Origin of the sequence: Bradyrhizobium sp. SZCCHNS2022 (assembly GCF_032377575.1) — a bacterium.
GTDB classification, from domain to species: domain Bacteria; phylum Pseudomonadota; class Alphaproteobacteria; order Rhizobiales; family Xanthobacteraceae; genus Bradyrhizobium; species Bradyrhizobium aeschynomenes.
The window spans coordinates 3778204-3793973 of record NZ_JAUHHZ010000001.1; the positions used below are offsets into that span (position 1 = coordinate 3778204).

Genomic DNA, 15770 nt, shown 5'->3' on the forward strand with positions numbered 1-15770 from the left:
TATGGAGCGCATCCAGGTATTTTTGAAAATGCTAGGCCGCCTGCCTCGCGGGCGCAACAGCTGCTGTCATCGCGAAGAGTTGACCGTCTGTTGCGCCGCAGCGCCCGCGGGCTGTCGCACATGAGCAAGGCGAGCCGATGGTGAAGCAACTCATTCTCGCCATCGCCGCATGGGGCGCCGTTGCGATCGGCGGCTCGGCCGATGCGGGGGCGTCACAACTCGAGGTCAGCGAGATTGCGCCCGGCGTGTTCGTGCATATCGGCCAGACGGCGCTGATGAACGCCGAGAACGAAGGCGCCATCGCCAATGTCGGCTTCGTCATCGGCGACGACGCGGTCGCCGTGATCGATACCGGCGGCAGCGTCCGGGAAGGACGCGCACTGCTCGCCGCGATCCGCGCCCGCACCACCAAGCCGGTCCGCTATGTCATCAACACCCATGCTCACCCGGATCACGTGTTCGGGAACGCCGCCTTCGAGGGCGAGGGAGCGAGCTTCGTCGGCGCCAAGAACCTGCCCCGCGCGCTCGCCGTGCGCGGACCGCATTATATCGAGGCGTTCCGACGGCTGATGGGCGCCGAGTTGATCGACGAGGTGCGCCTCGTCGCCCCCGCGATCCTCGTCGATGACCAGACGGTGCTCGACCTGGGCGGCCGCGCGCTCACGCTGAAGGCCTGGAGCACCGCACATAGCGACTGCGATCTCACCGTCTATGATGACCGGAGCCAGACCCTGTTTGCCGGCGATCTCGTGTTCCTGCGCCACATCCCCGTGATGGATGGCAGCCTGCGTGGCTGGATTGCGGACCTTGCGGGGCTCGCGACGATCCCCGCCGCGCGCGTGGTGCCGGGTCATGGACCCGTCAGCGAATGGCCCCTGGCGCTCAGCGATGAGCAGCGCTACCTCGACACATTGGCCAGCGACGTTCGCGAGCTGATCAAGGCGGGCAAGCCAATTGCGGATGCGGCGGGAGCCGCCAGGTCGGAACGGGACAAATGGGAGCTGTTTGGCGACTATAATGCGCGCAACGCCACGGCGGCATTCTCGGAATTGGAATGGGAATGACCTCGGGGACGCGCTATGATCTTCAACCTGCCAGAACGCTTTTGGAGGACTGCGCCATGATCCGGCTCCGCCTGCCGTCCACATTGCTTCTCGGGGTATGCCTCGCATTCGCCTTCGCACCTGCGAAAGCCGCCGATGGCTACGATCCCTGGCCGGGACTGGTCCAGGACATCTTCAACAACAAGGCGATGCAGGACGGCGCCAATGTGCTGTCGATCGAGATGCCGACGCGCGCCGAGGATGCCTCGGTGGTTCCGGTCACCCTGCGCAGCAAGCTGTCGCCGACCGACGGGCGCCGCATCAGGACCATCACGCTGGTGATCGACCAGAATCCGGCGCCGATGGCGGCCAAGTTCACGCTCGGCCCCGATGCCAACGTGAGCGCGATCTCGACCCGCGTCCGCGTCAACAACTACACGGATGTCCATGCCGTGGCCGAGCTGACCGACGGCCAGCTCTACGTCGTGAAGACGTTCGTGAAGGCCTCCGGCGGCTGCTCGGCGCCGGCGGCGAAGAATCCGGACGAGGCCAAGGCGCGGATCGGCCAGATGCGTTACCGGCAGTTCGCGCAAGCCGGCGAAGGCGCCACCAGCGGCATGCGTGAAGCTCAGGTGATGGTTGGCCATCCGAACAATTCCGGACTGCAGATGGACCAGTTGACGCAGCTGTACATCCCCGCCTTCTTCGTCGATCAGCTGACGCTGTCGCAGGACGGCAGCCTCGTGCTGTCGGTCGAGGGCGGCATTTCGATCTCGGAGGACCCGAACATCCGCTTCACCTATGTATCCAACGGCGCCAAGCACTTCCGTGCCGAGGCCCGGGATACGCAGGGCCACGTGTTCGAGCGCGAGTGGCCGGCGGAGGGTTCAGGCACCTGATGGAGAGGCAAGGCCGAACGGCATCAGAAGCATCTCACTTCGGCTTCGGCCTGCGCGCGGCGGAGATCGTTCAGCGCGTTGGCAGCCTGCTCGGAGGTGCGGAACTGGGTGCCGAGATTGCTCTTCACCTGGGACATGCTGAGCACGGTCTCGGCCGTGACATAGCGCTCATAGGGAATGATCGAGGCGATCACGTCGATCGAGCAGGAGCATTGCGCGATCGACTGGCGGGACTCGCCATTCGCCTTCATGCAGCCGAACACATATTCGGCCCGGGCCGAGGTCGGATAGTCGTTGAGATCCTCGGCACGAGACGGAGCACTCGTGCCGATCATGGCGACACAAAAGGCGACAATCGGTCCTACCGAAACAGCACAACGCATCACAGTCCTCCGCGGCATCGCAGCCGAAGCTATGCTAAGGGAATGAGGCTGAAAAGAACACTCCTCGAGGAAACGCAGACGGGCTCATGATGCGGATCGGTCGCTTGTTGATCGCACTATTCGCCTGCGCCGTGCTGCCGGTTTCGGCATGCTGCGCCGCCGAGACCGTCCGGGTTGCAGTGCAGAAGACCGGCACATTCGCCTGGGAACTGGCTGTCATCCGCGCGCACCAGCTCGACAAGCAGGCGGATATCGCGATCGATGCGGTCGAGCTCGCAAGTCCCGAGGCCGGCAAGATCGCGTTGCGCGCCGGCAATGCCGATATCATGGTGTCGGACTGGCTCTGGGTCTCGCGCGAGCGCACGCTCGGCGCCAAGCTGACCTTCTTCCCCTATTCGAGCGCGCTCGGCGCCGTGATGGTGCCGGCCAATTCGCCGCTCAAGACACTCGCCGATCTCAAGGGACGCAAGCTTGCAGTGGCCGGCGGCCCGCTGGACAAGAGCTGGCTGTTGCTGCAAGCCGCTCTGAAGCGCGACGGCGTCGAATTGAAGTCGCAGGCGACCATCACCTATGGCGCGCCGCCGCTGCTCGCCGCCAAGCTCGCCGACGGCGAAATGGACGCCGGCTTGAACTACTGGAATTTCTGCGCGGCGCTCGAGGCCAAGGGCTTCCGCCGCCTCGCTGGTGTCGAGGATCTGCTGCCGCCGTTCGGCGCCAAGGGCCGCACGGCAATGATCGGCTACGTGTTCGACGAGGACTGGGCCGGCAAACACCGCGATCTCGTTGCACGCTTTCTGTCCGTCACGGCCAAGGCCAAGGAGATCCTGGCCACGTCGGACGCCGACTGGCAGACCATCGCGCCGCTGACCGGCGCGCCGGACGAGGCCACATTGCGCGCCTATCGCAATCGGTACCGCGAGGGCATTCCGCGCCGCTCAGTTGCGGAGGAAGAGGCCGACGCCCGCATTCTCTATGGCGTGCTCGCCGCGATCGGCGGTCGCGATCTGGTCGGCCCCGCCGCTGAGCTCAGCCCCGGCACCTACTACAGGGCGGATGCGAGGGATTAGTGCTGCGGCTGTTGTCCTTTGCGCTTCTGCTGGCCACCTGGTGGGTGGCCGCGACCGTCGCCGGCAGCGCCAAGCTGCCGCCCCCCTCGGCCGTGCTAGCGGTTGCAGTGGCGGAGGCCAGGTCTGGCGCGGTGTTTCTGCATCTCGGCGCCACACTCGCCCGTGTCGCGCTGGCCTTCACGCTCTCGATGGCGATCGGGTCGGCGCTCGGCTACTGGATGGGGCGCAGCCGGCTCGCCAACCGCCTCGGCGATCCCTGGCTGATCCTGCTGCTCAATCTGCCGGCGCTGGTGGTGATCGTGCTCGCTTATATCTGGGCCGGCCTCACCGAGGTCGCCGCGATCGCCGCGATCGCGATCAACAAGCTGCCGACGGCCGTCGTGACCTTGCGCGAGGGCGCCCGCGCGCTCGATCCGTCGCTGGATGAGATGGCGAAGGTGTTCGCCTTCCCGCGCGGCCGAATCCTGCGCCATGTCCTGCTGCCGCAGCTTGCGCCTTATATCGCGGCTGCCGCGCGTTCGGGCCTGTCGCTGGTCTGGAAGATCGTGCTGGTGGCCGAACTGCTCGGTCGGCCCAACGGCATCGGCTTCGAGATCGGCGTCGCTTTCCAGCTGTTCGACATCCCGCTGCTGCTCGCCTACTCGCTCAGCTTCGCCGCCGTGGTGCTCGTGATCGAAGCCGTCATCGTCCAGCCGTTCGAGCAGCGCGCATCAAGGTGGCGGCTCCGTGCGGCTTGAGGTCGATATCAGATCGAAGAGCTACACCAGCGCCAATGGCAAGCGCCAGGAGGTGATCAGCGGCATCGCGTTTGCGCTGCAAAGGGGCGAGGTCGGCGTCGTCGTCGGCCCGTCCGGCTGCGGCAAGAGCACGATGCTGCGAATCCTTGCCGGGCTCGACCTCGACTATCAAGGCCAGGTGTCGCAACCCGCCGGCGCGCGGCTGGCGATGGTGTTTCAGGAGCCGCGATTGTTGCCGTGGCGATCCGTGGAGGACAACGTCAGGCTCGCGGCGCCCGATGTGGCGGAGGACCGGCTGGCCGCGATCTTCGGCGTGCTCGAGCTCGGAGCCCACCGCACGCATTTTCCAGGAGAGCTGTCGCTCGGCCTCGCCCGCCGCGTGGCTCTGGCGCGGGCCTTTGCCGTCGAGCCGGACTTCCTCATCCTGGATGAGCCACTGGCTTCGCTCGACGACGCGCTGGCCGCGCGGCTGCGCGAGGAGATCGCGACGCTGGTCGCTTCGCGGCCGATGATCACGCTCCTCGTCACGCACAGCATGGACGACGCCGTGCGGCTCGGGGATCGCATCTTCCTGTTGTCCTCGCGCCCTGCCCGCCTGCTTCACGCGGTCACGATCGACGTGCCGCGCGCGCAGCGCAGCAACGCGGATGTCTCTGCGCTCAAGGCCGATCTGGCGCGATTGGATTTTTCCGTGTCATAGTCATGGCAATCGATGGACATCGGACGCTCGGGACATGCCATGAGACTCGCCTTTGCCGTGACGGCCATCCTTCTGTCGGCCCTGCCGACCGCCAGCTTCGCGCAGGGCAAAGGCGTCCGGCTGTGGAATCTGACCACCGCGACGATGACCGGCTTCCAGCTCTCGCCGGCCGGCCAGAACAATTGGGGACCGAACCAGACCTTGAACGACAAGGACAAGGAGCTCGATCACGACGAGCGGTTGAAGCTGACCGGGATCGAGCCCGGACGTTACGATGCCAAAGTGAGCTATTCCGGCGACCGCCAATGCATCGTCCGCGACCTCGACGTCAAGCCCGACGCCATCATCCAGGTCGCGGACAAGGACCTCAAGGAGTGCACGAACTAAGCCGCGAAGCGACTCAGGCCTTGTCGTTGCTGTGGGGGTACTCGCAGCGCCACCGCACCGCCGTCCATTTCGGGTGCTCGCCGACCCATCGGGCGATATAGGGCGGCGCCTTCATCGCGCATTGCTGCAATGAGGCTCCGCCATCGGCGAAAACGAGATGCCGCTCTTCGCAGTTGGATGGCGACAGGACCGCGCAGACGGTGATGACGAGATCGATGGGGCTCATGGCTCAGTGTCCTTCGATAAGCCTGACGACGACAGACTATCTCAAACTACGACGACGGGCTGCATCGGTTTCCCGGTCCACACCAGATTATGGTGGAACCGGTCGGAAACGACCATCATCCGGCCCATCGAGTCCAGACGCTTGATCCGGACCGGCAGATCGGCTGCAATGTCCGTGGTCGATCGACCTTTAAAAAAGCGCATGCGGAGGAAGCAGATGCCCAAGGTTCTCGTACTCTACAAGACGCCGAAGAGCGCCGAGGCGTTCGACAAGCACTACATGAATGTCCATGTCCCCTTGGCAAAGAAGATTCCGGGCCTGAAGAGCTACGACATCAGCCGCGGCCCGGTGAATGGGCCGGCAGGTCCCACCAACATCCACCTCGTCGCCACCCTGGTGTTTGACTCGATGCAGGCGCTGCAGGCGGGGATGGGCTCGGCCGAGGGCAAGGCGGCAGCGGGGGATCTGCCCAATTTCGCCGACGGCGGCGTGGACCTCTATATCTTCGACACGCAGGACGTCTGAGCGATCGACGATCGCATTCGTCCGACGGCTCGCCGTTACGTCCGATCGGCCGATGCGCCGGTCGGCCCCGACAATGGATCCGCCAAGCCAGCCCGAAGCAAACGTCGCTCGGGTGGCTTGGCAGATCGCTAGTCGCTACTTGCGCGCCGCGCAGGCATACATGTTGATTTCCATGCCCACCGGCACTTCGACGATCTTCGGTGTCTTCCAGGCCATTTCGAGCTCCCAAATTCAGACTATCATTGACTGGCGCTTCCCTCGCGCCAACGCCGAAGCTAGGACCGCGTCCGAGAGAACGCAAGGCTCGACGGCCCGGAGCGCGTCCGGTTGCTAGTCGCTGGCTTGAACGAAGCGAACGCCCACGGCCGGACGTGACGGCGTTCCGCCTCATTTCTCACACGAGATCGCGACAATCCCCGCCCTGTCAAGGCTTCTGCCGCTCACGCGCCGCCCGGCTGCACGTAGCAGAACACATATCGGTTGCGGCTCAGGAAGATGATGCCGTGACCTGTGGGATTTCCCTTGTCCCATTTCAGCTTGTGATCAGGGACCTCGATTTCGGTGCCGATATCGACGTGCGGACGCCCACGTGGTGCATCGGGCCTGTCATCGGTGATGACCACATAGGTCTTGCCATCCCGCACATGGATCTCGTCGGCAAAATACGCGTCAGCCTCACCGCAACACGATGCCGTCGGCGCGTCGGGCTGCATCAGGGCTTCGTACCATTGGCGCAACGCCGGATCGGCTGCTCCCCATTGCCCGACATCACGCGCACTCGCACTCACCCAGAGGCAACAAAGCATGCCGAGCCAAAGGATGGTTCGTGTCATCCGCCACTCCTCATGTTAGCCCGGCATGCTGCAACGAAGCAATGTTCATGCCGCAAAGCAGCATGAACGAGATGAGATCCTGCAGCTCGCAAGCGCGCTGCAGGCACAATGGCCTGACTGCCCAGCTCGGGCTGACTGGGATGATGTCCCGATCGAGCGGTGGTGACTGCCAGCTTTTCGTATTGACGCTTCCCGATTTCGAGCGGAGTGTTGTTCCCGCAGCGTCAGGATAGGCGCGCATAAAAATCTTGGAGGAAATGAATGAAGCGGATCGCGCTGGCCGCAGGCCTCGCCATTTTTGCATCACATGGTGCAAGCGCGCAGAGTGCCGATCAGTTGATCAAGGGTGCAACTGATACGGCGAACGTCCTCAATTACGGCATGGGCTACAATCTGCAGCGGTTCAGCTCGCTCACGCAGATCAACAAGGACAACGCCAAGAATCTCGTTCCGGTCTGGAACTACAGCTTTGCCGATGACCGCAGTGAGGAATCGCAGCCGCTGGTGTACCAGGGCGTGCTCTACGTCACGACCCACAATGCGACGATGGCGGTCGACGCCAAGACCGGCAAGCAGATCTGGAAGAGCAAGATCGAATATCCGGCAGAGACGCCGCGCGTGGTCTGCTGCGGCATCATCAACCGTGGCGCCGCGCTGTACGACGGTAAGCTGTTCCGAACGACGCTCGATGCCAACGTGATCGCGCTCGATGCCAAGACCGGCAAGGAGCTGTGGCGACAGAAGGCCGCGGATATCAAGGAAGGCTATTCGATGACGGTCGCGCCGCTCGTCGCCAATGGCGTCGTGCTGACCGGCATCTCTGGCGCCGAGTTCGGCACGCGTGGCTTCATCGATGGCTGGGATCCGGCGACCGGCAAGCATCTGTGGCGAACCCACACCGTTCCGAGCCCGGACGAGCCCGGCGGCGACACCTGGAAGGGCGACACCTGGAAGCTCGGTGGCGGCTCGACCTGGATCACGGGATCGTACGACCCCGAGCAGAACACCGTGTTCTGGGGCGTCGGCAACCCCGGCCCATTCAACGCGGCAGTGCGCCCGGGCGACAATCTCTACACCTGCTCGGTGCTCGCGCTCGATCCGAAGACGGGCAAGATCAAATGGCACTTCCAGTTCTCGCCGAACAATCCGTTCGACTATGACGCCGTCGCCGAGATGGTGCTTGCCGACATGAACGTCGAAGGCAAGCCGACCAAGGTGCTGATGAACGCCAACCGTAACGGCTTCTTCTACGTGCTCGATCGCACCAACGGCAAGCTGCTCGCCGCCAACCCCTATGTGAAGGTGAACTGGGCCTCCAGCATCGACATGAAGACCGGCAAGCCGGTCGAGACCGATGTCACGCGTGATGCGCGCGAGGGCAAGAAGGTCACCGTTTACCCCTCGATTCTCGGCGGCAAGAACTGGGAGCCGATGTCGTTCAATCCGCAGACCGGCTTGGCCTACGCCAACACGCTGGTGTTCGGCGGCCACTACAAGACCGAGCCGGCGACCTATAAGGCCGGCGAGTGGTACCTCGGCATGGATCTGACTGACCTCTGGGATTGGCCGGAAGGTCCGCGCGGTCAGCTCAAGGCCATCGATCCGATGACCGGCAAGACCAAATGGGAGCAGCCGAGCGATATCCCGCGCTTCTCCGGTGTGCTGTCGACCGCGGGCGGCGTGGTGTTCTCGGGCAAGCTGACCGGCGAGTTCGAGGCGTTCGACGCCGACAGCGGCAAGAAGCTCTGGCAGTTCCAGACCGGCTCCGGCATCGAAGGCCAGCCCGTTACCTGGCAGCAGGACGGCGTGCAATATGTCGCCGTGACCTCCGGCTATGGCGGCGTGTACTCGCTGTTCTCAGGTGACGAGCGCCTCGCCAACGTTCCCGCTGGCGGCTCGCTCTGGGTCTTCGCGGTCAAGAACTGAGTGCGGATTGCCCGTGAGACAGAACATGTTCATGAGAACGGCGGCGACCTTCGCCGCCGTCGTGGCGACGTCGGCCGTGCTTTCCACGGCCGCCTTCGCTCAGCAGCAGGACGGCACCGCCGCTCACAGCCCGATCGACCTCGGCAAGACCACATTCGCGCAGAAATGCTCGCGTTGCCATGGCCCGAACATGGTGACCTCCGGCACGGTCACTCCCGACCTGCGCCGCTTTCCCGACGATCAGCCGCGTTTCGTCACCACGGTAAAGCAAGGCAAGAACGGCCGCATGCCCCCCTGGGGTGACATTCTCAGCGATGACGAGATCACCGCGCTTTGGGCCTATGTCTCGAGCCGGAGAGCGCAGTGATGCACCGTCTCGTCTATTGCGTGGCGGCATTCATGATGCTGACGGCATCGACAGCGGCCAAGGCCACTGACGATGTCCTCCGACTCTGCCTCGACGAAAATCTTCCGCCGCTGTCGCTCCATCATCGCGGCAAACCCGGCAGCGGCTTTGACGTCCTGCTGGGCCAGGCAATCGCTGACCGTCTCGGCAGGACGCTCGAAATCCAGTGGTTCGAGAGCAAGCTGGACGAGGACTCATCTCCGGCACTGGAAGCGAACGCGCTGCTGTCGGACGGACGCTGTTCACTGCTGGGGAGCTATCCCTTCACGCAGGACGGGCTGGTCGCGCCTGGGGTCAAAACGGCGAAGTTGCCGGATTTCGATGGCGCGACGCGCGACGATCGCCGGCGCCGCGTGGCGCTCGACAAGCTGATGCCGAGCAGGCCTTACCTGTTCTCGAGCTTGACCGTCGTTCTCGGCCCGGCCGCCAAAGCGCGTCGGATCAGTGATATCGGCGATCTGGCCGGGCTGCGGCTCGCGATCGAAAGCGGCACGTTGGCGGACGCGATCCTGATGACGTTCGACAAGGGCCGCCTGATCGACGACATCACTCATCTGATTCCGACGCGGGATGATCTGCTCGGCGCTCTGGAACAGGGAAAGTTCGAAGCAACGCTGCTTGATGGCAGACGCTTCGATGCCTACCGGGCCGCTCATCCCGACAGCAAGCTCGTCGCCTCCGGCTACAATTATCCGATCGGCGCCAACCGGGGTTATGTCGCACTGTCCGGTTCGGCGGAACTGCTGGCGGCGGTCAATAAGATCCTGGCGGAGTTGGAAGGGTCTGGAGAGCTTGCCAAGCTGGCAGGGACTGCCGGCCTGACCTATCTGCCGCCCCGCGCGCCAATCATTCTGGGTGATGCGTTCCAGAAAATCATCCGGAGCGGCGCACGCTAGAGCATGATCCGGAAAAGTGCGCAGCGGTTTTCCGAAAAGATCATGCGCAAGCAACAATCTAAAGCGCGATGACGATTCGTCCTGATCTCATCGCGCTTTAGCGCGGCTGCATATTCAATCCGCGCGCGCTGCCGTCTTGTGAACCGACGAAGGCACCACACCGAAATACTTCCGGAACACGCGACTGAAATGCGACGAGCTCGAAAAGCCCCATGAGAACGCGACGTCCGTGATGGTCTTGCCGGTCTGCGTCTCCAGCTCCTGGCGGCAATGCTGCAGCCGGGCGCGCCAGATATAGTCGCTCACGGTCATGCCACGGTCGCTGAAGACCATATGAAGATAGCGCTTGGTACAACCTAAGGCTGCCGAAATCTGATCGATGCAGAGGTCGGGATCGCGAAGGTGCTCGCGGATGAAAGCCTGTGCCCTGATGTAGACGGCCTCGGGTCCGGCACGATCCAGCATCCGATCGGCTTCGCGGAGCGGCAGCAGCAGCAGATCGATCAGCGACTCGGCGACGCTGGCCGCCGAGTTCGGAGACAGCCGGGTCGCCTCGTCGAAGGCGGCATGCGTCACGTCGTGCGCGATCCGGCCGGTGCCGCTGCGCGCCGACAGCTTGTAGGCCGGCATCTTCTCGGACCGGAAGCCGCGCTCCTGCAGCAGCTCCTTGGGCACGATCACGACGTCATGGCGCGTCAGCGCAGGGCTGATGATGGTGTGCGGCGACGAGACGTCATAGGCCAGGCAATCGCCGGGGCCGATCTCGATCTGGCGGCCATCCTGCTCGAAATAGGAGGTTCCGTAGGTCTGGAACAGAATCTTGATGTAGGGATGCGCAACCTTCTGCGCACGGGCATAGGTATGCGCAATGCGGTGCTGGCTGGCCTCGATCTGGCACAGCTTCAGCCGCGACACCGTGGTGAAATTGATACGGCCCTCGAACGAAGCCCCCTCGAGAGGGTCGACATCGAAACGTCCGCAGAGATCGGTCAGTGCATCTGACCAACGCTGTATCTGGCTCCTGGGCGAAAACCCCGAGGTAGTAAGCGAGCGGATCGTATCGGACATATTCATCCACCGATTCAAGATCGAGACGCAACGGGTCCGCCGCAGGACGGCGGATGAGAATGCTGCAAGATTACTCCGATTTTAAGGCCGCGATATCCCTCGCGACGCATCAGTTCCATAAAACGCCCGCAACGATCCTCCGCCTTCATCCCTGTAAGGTCAAGAAAAACATCAACCTTCGGTGGAACCCGCATGCTGTGAATTGATGCTCTGCAACAAGAATGCGCCCGATGTTGCGGACCAGCAAAGCAAAATCTCCTGCAAAAACTTCGATTCGCTTCACTCTTGAGCAAGCTCTTTTCTCTTTTGGGCAAGTTTCCCGATCGGGAAGTGGATAATCAATGATGCCGAAAACGAATACTGGGCCGCTTTCTGCGGAACCTCAGTTGAACCCGGGAGGAAAGACGATGCGAAGAGTGCTACTCGCAACATGTCTGACGTCAGTCGCGGCGCTCGCCGCGGGTGGCGCATGGGCCAGCGAAGAACTGGTCAAGATGTCGGCCAACCCGAAGGACTGGGTGATGCCGGCGGGAGACTACGCCAACACGCGTTACTCCAAGCTCAACCAGATCAACGCGCAGAACGTCGGCAAGCTGCAGGTCGCGTGGACCTTCTCCACGGGCGTGCTGCGCGGCCATGAAGGCGGACCGATCATCGTCGGCAACATGATGTATGTGCATACGCCGTTCCCGAACAAGGTCTACGCCATCGATCTGGCGAACGACAACAAGATCGTCTGGAAGTACGAGCCCAAGCAGGATCCGAACGTCATTCCGGTGATGTGCTGCGACACGGTGAATCGTGGCGTCGCTTATGGTGACGGCAAGATCTTCCTGCACCAGGCCGACGACAAGCTGGTGGCGATCGATGCCAAGAGCGGCCAGCAGGTCTGGACCGCCGTCAACGGCGATCCGAGCAAGGGCCAGACCGGCACCTCGGCGCCGCTCGTCGTCAAGGACAAGGTCCTGGTCGGCACCTCCGGCGGCGAGTTCGGCGTCAACTGCCACCTGACGGCGTACGATATCAAGACCGGCAAGCAGGCGTGGAGAGCACATTCTCAAGGTCCGGACGACCAGATCCTGTTCGATGCGAACACCACGTCGCTCGGCAAGCCGGTCGGCAAGGACTCGAGCCTGAAGACCTGGCAGGGCGACCAGTGGAAGACCGGTGGCGGCTGCACCTGGGGCTGGATCTCCTACGATCCGCAGCTCGACATGGTCTACTACGGATCGGGCAACCCCTCGACCTGGAATCCGAAGCAGCGTCCCGGCGACAACAAATGGTCGATGACGATCTTCGCGCGCGCGGCCGACACCGGCGTCGCGAAATGGGTCTATCAGATGACGCCGCACGACGAGTGGGACTATGACGGCGTCAACGAGATGATCCTGTCGGATCAGGCGGTCAACGGCCAGCCGCGCAAGCTGCTGACCCACTTCGACCGCAACGGTCTCGCCTATACGCTCGATCGGTCCAATGGCGAGCTCCTGGTCGCCGAGAAGTACGATCCGAAGGTCAATTGGACCACGGGCGTCGACATGGACAAGAACTCGGCGACCTATGGCCGCCCGAAGGTCGTCGACCAGTACTCGACCGACAAGCAGGGCGAGGACGTCAACACCAAGGGCATCTGTCCGGCGGCGCTCGGCACCAAGGATCAGCAGCCGGCCGCCTACTCGCCGGAGACGCAGTTGTTCTATGTACCGACCAACCATGTCTGCATGGACTACGAGCCCTTCAAGGTGAGCTACACCGCAGGTCAGCCCTATGTCGGCGCGACGCTGTCGATGTATCCGCCTGCGGGTGACACCCATATGGGCAACTTCATCGCTTGGGACGGCAAGACCGGCAAGATCGTCTGGTCGAACAAGGAGCCGTTCTCGGTGTGGTCGGGCGCGCTCGCAACGGCCGGCGGCGTGGTGTTCTACGGAACACTCGAAGGCTACCTCAAGGCTGTCGACGCCAAGACGGGCAAGGAGCTCTACAAGTTCAAGACTCCGTCCGGCATCATCGGCAACGTCACGACCTATGAGAATGGCGGCAAGCAGTACGTTGCCGTGCTCTCGGGTGTCGGCGGCTGGGCCGGTATCGGTCTTGCAGCGGGCCTGACGGATCCGACCGCCGGTCTCGGTGCCGTCGGCGGCTACGCGGCGCTGAGCAACTACACCGCGCTCGGCGGCACGCTCACCGTGTTCTCGCTCCCGCAGCAGTGAGCTGAGCAATCTGCTTCCGGCGCATGGATGTTGTCCATGCGCCGGTTCGCCTGCCTCGAAAATTTGGGGATGACGCCCTTGCGTAAGATTCTGATTGCGGTCGCCGCGGCCCTGTGCGCGGCAGCCGGCACCATGAGTGTGGCCGGGAACGCCTGGGCGGAAGGCCCGGGAGATCCAACGGCCGTCAAGTCCGAAGACGGGAAGTATTTCGATAAGGATGGCGATCCAACCTACAAGGTGGGCGCCGATGGATCGGTGGACTGGTACACCTACTCCGGATACCGCCGTTATCATTCCGAATGCCACGTCTGCCACGGCCCCGACGGCATGGGCTCGACCTACGCGCCGGCGCTCAAGGACTCGGTCAAGAACATGAGCTATGGCGACTTCATCGGCGTCATCGCCAGTGGCCGCAAGAATGTCAGCTCGTCCCAGGAAAACGTCATGCCGGCCTTCGGCGACAATCCGAACGTGGCCTGCTACATGGACGATCTCTACATCTACCTGCGCGCCCGCGGCAATGACGCGGTGGGACGCGTCCGCCCGGCCAAGCATGAGGGCAAGCCGCCTGCCTATACGGAAGCGGAGAACTCCTGCATGGGCAAGAAATGATCGACGATGGGGACCGCGAGCTGGGCAGCGTCGCGGGCCCGAGAGACTGAAACAGGAGTTTGAGACATGAAGACGCGCGCCGCGGTCGCTTTCGAAGCCAAGAAACCGCTGGAGATCGTCGAGGTGGACCTCGAAGGGCCGAAGGCCGGCGAGGTGCTGGTCGAGATCATGGCGACCGGCATCTGCCATACCGATGCCTATACGCTCGACGGTTTCGACAGTGAGGGTATCTTCCCCTCGATCCTCGGCCATGAGGGCGCCGGCATCGTGCGCGAGGTCGGCCCCGGCGTCACCTCGGTGAAGGCCGGCGATCACGTGATTCCGCTGTACACGCCGGAATGCCGGCAGTGCAAGAGCTGCCTCAGCCGCAAGACCAATCTCTGCACCGCGATCAGGGCGACGCAGGGCAAGGGCCTGATGCCCGACGGCACCTCGCGCTTCAGCTACAAGGGCCAGACGATCTACCACTACATGGGCTGCTCGACCTTCTCGAACTTCACGGTGTTGCCCGAGATTGCGGTGGCGAAGATCCGCGAGGACGCACCGTTCGACAAGAGCTGCTACATCGGTTGCGGCGTCACCACGGGCGTCGGCGCCGTGGTCAACACGGCCAAGGTCACGCCGGGTTCGAACGTGATCGTGTTCGGCCTCGGCGGCATCGGTCTCAACGTCATCCAGGGCGCCCGGATGGCGGGCGCCGACAAGATCATCGGCGTCGACCTGAACGACGGCAAGGAGGAATGGGGCCGTCGTTTCGGCATGACCCATTTCGTCAATCCCAAAAAGGTCACCGGCGACATCGTCCAACATCTGGTCGCGCTGACCGACGGCGGCGCCGACTACACCTTCGACTGCACCGGCAACACCACCGTCATGCGTCAGGCGCTGGAAGCCTGCCATCGCGGCTGGGGCGAATCGATCATCATCGGTGTCGCCGAAGCCGGCAAGGAAATCGCCACCCGCCCGTTCCAGCTCGTCACCGGACGCGTCTGGAAGGGCACGGCGTTCGGCGGCGCGCGCGGGCGCACCGACGTTCCCAAGATCGTCGATTGGTACATGAACGGAAAGATCGAAATCGATCCGATGATCACCCACACGCTCACGCTCGAAGAGATCAACAAGGGCTTCGACCTGATGCATGAGGGCAAATCGATCCGTTCCGTCGTCGTGTTCTGACCCCAAGCACGCAAACATGAGGAGGATTGCGCCATGACTGTCCACATCCATCCGTCCGTTGACAACGGCGTCAAACAGGGAAGCGGCCACTTCGCCGGCGGCACGCTGGTCTGCAAGTGCCACGATCGGCCGGTGAAGGTCGGCATCACCGGTGACGTGGCTCACAACCACGCCTGCGGCTGCACCAAGTGCTGGAAGCCATCCGGCGCGACCTTCTCCGTCGTGGCCGTCGTGCCGCGGCAGAACGTCGCGGTTCTGGAGAACGGCGACAAGCTGAAGATCGTCGATCCCTCCGCCGTCATCCAGCGCTATGCCTGCACCGGTTGCGGCACGCACATGTATGGCCGCATCGAGAATACCGGTCACCCGTTCTACGGCCTCGACTTCATTCACCCCGAGCTGTTCCAGGAGCAGGGCTCGGCCGCACCGGGCTTCGCCGCCTTCGTTTCCTCGGTGATCGAATCGGGCGTGAAGCCGGAGCAGATGGGAGAAATCCGGGCGCGGCTGAAGGAGCTGGGGCTGGAGCCCTATGACTGCCTCTCGCCGGCCCTCATGGATGCGATTGCCACCCATGTGGCGAAAGCAAAGGCGGCCTGACGGCCGCAACGTACCAAGCGTACCAACTGAAGCGTTCCTTCCTGAAGACTTGGTGCCTCGCCTGCCTATGTGCCGG

The 15770-nt window shown here is 63.3% G+C and carries 19 protein-coding genes; 14 read left to right on the forward strand and 5 right to left on the reverse strand.

What is annotated here, in order from left to right; genetic code table 11:
* Positions 1-137 precede the first annotated feature (137 nt).
* Together QXZ94_RS16940 and QXZ94_RS16945 are read left to right on the forward strand one after the other, a co-directional pair.
* On the forward strand, positions 138-1064 hold the full coding sequence (locus tag QXZ94_RS16940; protein WP_315721357.1) for a quinoprotein relay system zinc metallohydrolase 2: 927 nt from the start codon (positions 138-140) through the stop codon (positions 1062-1064).
* 56 nt (positions 1065-1120) lie between these two features.
* Positions 1121-1942 (forward strand): quinoprotein dehydrogenase-associated SoxYZ-like carrier, encoded by an 822-nt coding sequence (locus QXZ94_RS16945; protein WP_315721358.1) that lies wholly within the window; start codon positions 1121-1123, stop codon positions 1940-1942.
* A 23-nt stretch (positions 1943-1965) separates the two neighbouring features.
* Here the strand turns inward: QXZ94_RS16945 and QXZ94_RS16950 are convergent, their stop codons facing one another.
* A complete protein-coding gene (locus QXZ94_RS16950; protein ID WP_315721359.1) occupies positions 1966-2325 on the reverse strand; it encodes a hypothetical protein in 360 nt (119 codons plus the stop codon).
* 86 nt (positions 2326-2411) lie between these two features.
* Here QXZ94_RS16950 and QXZ94_RS16955 point away from each other — a divergent pair, with 86 nt between their 5' ends.
* Genes QXZ94_RS16955 through QXZ94_RS16970 form a run of 4 tightly spaced genes read left to right on the forward strand, consistent with a single transcriptional unit; the run spans position 2412 to position 5216 of the window.
* Positions 2412-3392, forward strand: coding sequence for an ABC transporter substrate-binding protein (locus QXZ94_RS16955; RefSeq protein ID WP_315721360.1), 981 nt, complete (start codon positions 2412-2414; stop codon positions 3390-3392).
* Positions 3392-4129 (forward strand): ABC transporter permease, encoded by a 738-nt coding sequence (locus QXZ94_RS16960; RefSeq protein ID WP_315721361.1) that lies wholly within the window; start codon positions 3392-3394, stop codon positions 4127-4129. Before QXZ94_RS16955 ends, QXZ94_RS16960 begins: the two co-directional genes overlap by 1 nt.
* Positions 4119-4829: an ABC transporter ATP-binding protein gene (locus QXZ94_RS16965; RefSeq protein WP_315721362.1), complete on the forward strand. Its 711-nt coding sequence runs from the start codon at positions 4119-4121 to the stop codon at positions 4827-4829. The genes QXZ94_RS16960 and QXZ94_RS16965 overlap by 11 nt, the downstream gene beginning before the upstream one ends.
* Before the next feature lie 39 nt (positions 4830-4868).
* Complete coding sequence (locus QXZ94_RS16970; protein WP_315721363.1) at positions 4869-5216, forward strand: hypothetical protein; 348 nt, start codon at positions 4869-4871, stop codon at positions 5214-5216.
* Between the two features lie 13 nt (positions 5217-5229).
* Here the strand turns inward: QXZ94_RS16970 and QXZ94_RS16975 are convergent, their stop codons facing one another.
* Positions 5230-5442, reverse strand: coding sequence for a hypothetical protein (locus QXZ94_RS16975; RefSeq protein ID WP_315721364.1), 213 nt, complete (start codon positions 5440-5442; stop codon positions 5230-5232).
* A 216-nt stretch (positions 5443-5658) separates the two neighbouring features.
* On the opposite strand from QXZ94_RS16975, the gene QXZ94_RS16980 reads away from it, so the two are divergent.
* A complete protein-coding gene (locus tag QXZ94_RS16980) occupies positions 5659-5967 on the forward strand; it encodes an EthD family reductase (RefSeq protein ID WP_315721365.1) in 309 nt (102 codons plus the stop codon).
* A 135-nt stretch (positions 5968-6102) separates the two neighbouring features.
* Here the strand turns inward: QXZ94_RS16980 and pqqA are convergent, their stop codons facing one another.
* Both pqqA and QXZ94_RS16990 read right to left on the reverse strand, forming a co-directional pair.
* Positions 6103-6183: a pyrroloquinoline quinone precursor peptide PqqA gene (gene pqqA / locus QXZ94_RS16985; protein WP_009031067.1), complete on the reverse strand. Its 81-nt coding sequence runs from the start codon at positions 6181-6183 to the stop codon at positions 6103-6105.
* A gap of 224 nt (positions 6184-6407) precedes the next feature.
* Positions 6408-6680: a hypothetical protein gene (locus QXZ94_RS16990; RefSeq protein WP_315721366.1), complete on the reverse strand. Its 273-nt coding sequence runs from the start codon at positions 6678-6680 to the stop codon at positions 6408-6410.
* 381 nt (positions 6681-7061) lie between these two features.
* On the opposite strand from QXZ94_RS16990, the gene QXZ94_RS16995 reads away from it, so the two are divergent.
* Genes QXZ94_RS16995 through QXZ94_RS17005 form a run of 3 tightly spaced genes read left to right on the forward strand, consistent with a single transcriptional unit; the run spans position 7062 to position 10028 of the window.
* Positions 7062-8726, forward strand: coding sequence for a methanol/ethanol family PQQ-dependent dehydrogenase (locus QXZ94_RS16995; protein WP_172181721.1), 1665 nt, complete (start codon positions 7062-7064; stop codon positions 8724-8726).
* A 25-nt stretch (positions 8727-8751) separates the two neighbouring features.
* A complete protein-coding gene (locus tag QXZ94_RS17000) occupies positions 8752-9093 on the forward strand; it encodes a cytochrome c (RefSeq protein WP_315721367.1) in 342 nt (113 codons plus the stop codon).
* Positions 9093-10028 (forward strand): transporter substrate-binding domain-containing protein, encoded by a 936-nt coding sequence (locus QXZ94_RS17005; RefSeq protein ID WP_315721368.1) that lies wholly within the window; start codon positions 9093-9095, stop codon positions 10026-10028. The genes QXZ94_RS17000 and QXZ94_RS17005 overlap by 1 nt, the downstream gene beginning before the upstream one ends.
* A gap of 114 nt (positions 10029-10142) precedes the next feature.
* On the opposite strand, the gene QXZ94_RS17010 is transcribed toward QXZ94_RS17005, so the two are convergent.
* Positions 10143-11096, reverse strand: coding sequence for a helix-turn-helix domain-containing protein (locus tag QXZ94_RS17010; RefSeq protein WP_315721369.1), 954 nt, complete (start codon positions 11094-11096; stop codon positions 10143-10145).
* Between the two features lie 407 nt (positions 11097-11503).
* Between QXZ94_RS17010 and xoxF5 the strand changes: the two genes are divergently transcribed.
* The 4 genes from xoxF5 to gfa all read left to right on the forward strand — a co-directional run bounded on the left by xoxF5 (position 11504) and on the right by gfa (position 15694).
* The gene (gene xoxF5, locus QXZ94_RS17015) at positions 11504-13309 is read left to right on the forward strand and encodes a lanthanide-dependent methanol dehydrogenase XoxF5 (protein WP_315721370.1); all 1806 of its coding nucleotides are present in this window, start codon (positions 11504-11506) and stop codon (positions 13307-13309) included.
* A 132-nt stretch (positions 13310-13441) separates the two neighbouring features.
* The gene (locus QXZ94_RS17020; protein ID WP_315726319.1) at positions 13442-13921 is read left to right on the forward strand and encodes a c-type cytochrome, methanol metabolism-related; all 480 of its coding nucleotides are present in this window, start codon (positions 13442-13444) and stop codon (positions 13919-13921) included.
* Positions 13922-13987: 66 nt separating this feature from the next.
* Positions 13988-15097: an S-(hydroxymethyl)glutathione dehydrogenase/class III alcohol dehydrogenase gene (locus QXZ94_RS17025; RefSeq protein ID WP_315721371.1), complete on the forward strand. Its 1110-nt coding sequence runs from the start codon at positions 13988-13990 to the stop codon at positions 15095-15097.
* Positions 15098-15130: 33 nt separating this feature from the next.
* Positions 15131-15694: an S-(hydroxymethyl)glutathione synthase gene (gfa, locus tag QXZ94_RS17030; protein WP_172114152.1), complete on the forward strand. Its 564-nt coding sequence runs from the start codon at positions 15131-15133 to the stop codon at positions 15692-15694.
* Positions 15695-15770 lie beyond the last annotated feature (76 nt).

Excerpts from the sequence above, each read along its gene's own strand:
- QXZ94_RS16940 (WP_315721357.1), top strand. The coding sequence starts at position 138 with ATGGTGAAGCAACTCATTCTCGCCATCGCCGCATGGGGCGCCGTTGCG.
- QXZ94_RS16945 (WP_315721358.1), top strand. The coding sequence starts at position 1,121 with ATGATCCGGCTCCGCCTGCCGTCCACATTGCTTCTCGGGGTATGCCTC.
- QXZ94_RS16950 (WP_315721359.1), bottom strand. The coding sequence starts at position 2,325 with ATGCGTTGTGCTGTTTCGGTAGGACCGATTGTCGCCTTTTGTGTCGCC.
- QXZ94_RS16955 (WP_315721360.1), top strand. The coding sequence starts at position 2,412 with ATGATGCGGATCGGTCGCTTGTTGATCGCACTATTCGCCTGCGCCGTG.
- QXZ94_RS16970 (WP_315721363.1), top strand. The coding sequence starts at position 4,869 with ATGAGACTCGCCTTTGCCGTGACGGCCATCCTTCTGTCGGCCCTGCCG.
- QXZ94_RS16975 (WP_315721364.1), bottom strand. The coding sequence starts at position 5,442 with ATGAGCCCCATCGATCTCGTCATCACCGTCTGCGCGGTCCTGTCGCCA.
- QXZ94_RS16980 (WP_315721365.1), top strand. The coding sequence starts at position 5,659 with ATGCCCAAGGTTCTCGTACTCTACAAGACGCCGAAGAGCGCCGAGGCG.
- pqqA (WP_009031067.1), bottom strand. The coding sequence starts at position 6,183 with ATGGCCTGGAAGACACCGAAGATCGTCGAAGTGCCGGTGGGCATGGAA.
- QXZ94_RS16990 (WP_315721366.1), bottom strand. The coding sequence starts at position 6,680 with ATGCAGCCCGACGCGCCGACGGCATCGTGTTGCGGTGAGGCTGACGCG.
- QXZ94_RS16995 (WP_172181721.1), top strand. The coding sequence starts at position 7,062 with ATGAAGCGGATCGCGCTGGCCGCAGGCCTCGCCATTTTTGCATCACAT.
- QXZ94_RS17000 (WP_315721367.1), top strand. The coding sequence starts at position 8,752 with ATGTTCATGAGAACGGCGGCGACCTTCGCCGCCGTCGTGGCGACGTCG.
- QXZ94_RS17005 (WP_315721368.1), top strand. The coding sequence starts at position 9,093 with ATGCACCGTCTCGTCTATTGCGTGGCGGCATTCATGATGCTGACGGCA.
- QXZ94_RS17010 (WP_315721369.1), bottom strand. The coding sequence starts at position 11,096 with ATGTCCGATACGATCCGCTCGCTTACTACCTCGGGGTTTTCGCCCAGG.
- xoxF5 (WP_315721370.1), top strand. The coding sequence starts at position 11,504 with ATGCGAAGAGTGCTACTCGCAACATGTCTGACGTCAGTCGCGGCGCTC.
- QXZ94_RS17020 (WP_315726319.1), top strand. The coding sequence starts at position 13,442 with ATGAGTGTGGCCGGGAACGCCTGGGCGGAAGGCCCGGGAGATCCAACG.
- QXZ94_RS17025 (WP_315721371.1), top strand. The coding sequence starts at position 13,988 with ATGAAGACGCGCGCCGCGGTCGCTTTCGAAGCCAAGAAACCGCTGGAG.
- gfa (WP_172114152.1), top strand. The coding sequence starts at position 15,131 with ATGACTGTCCACATCCATCCGTCCGTTGACAACGGCGTCAAACAGGGA.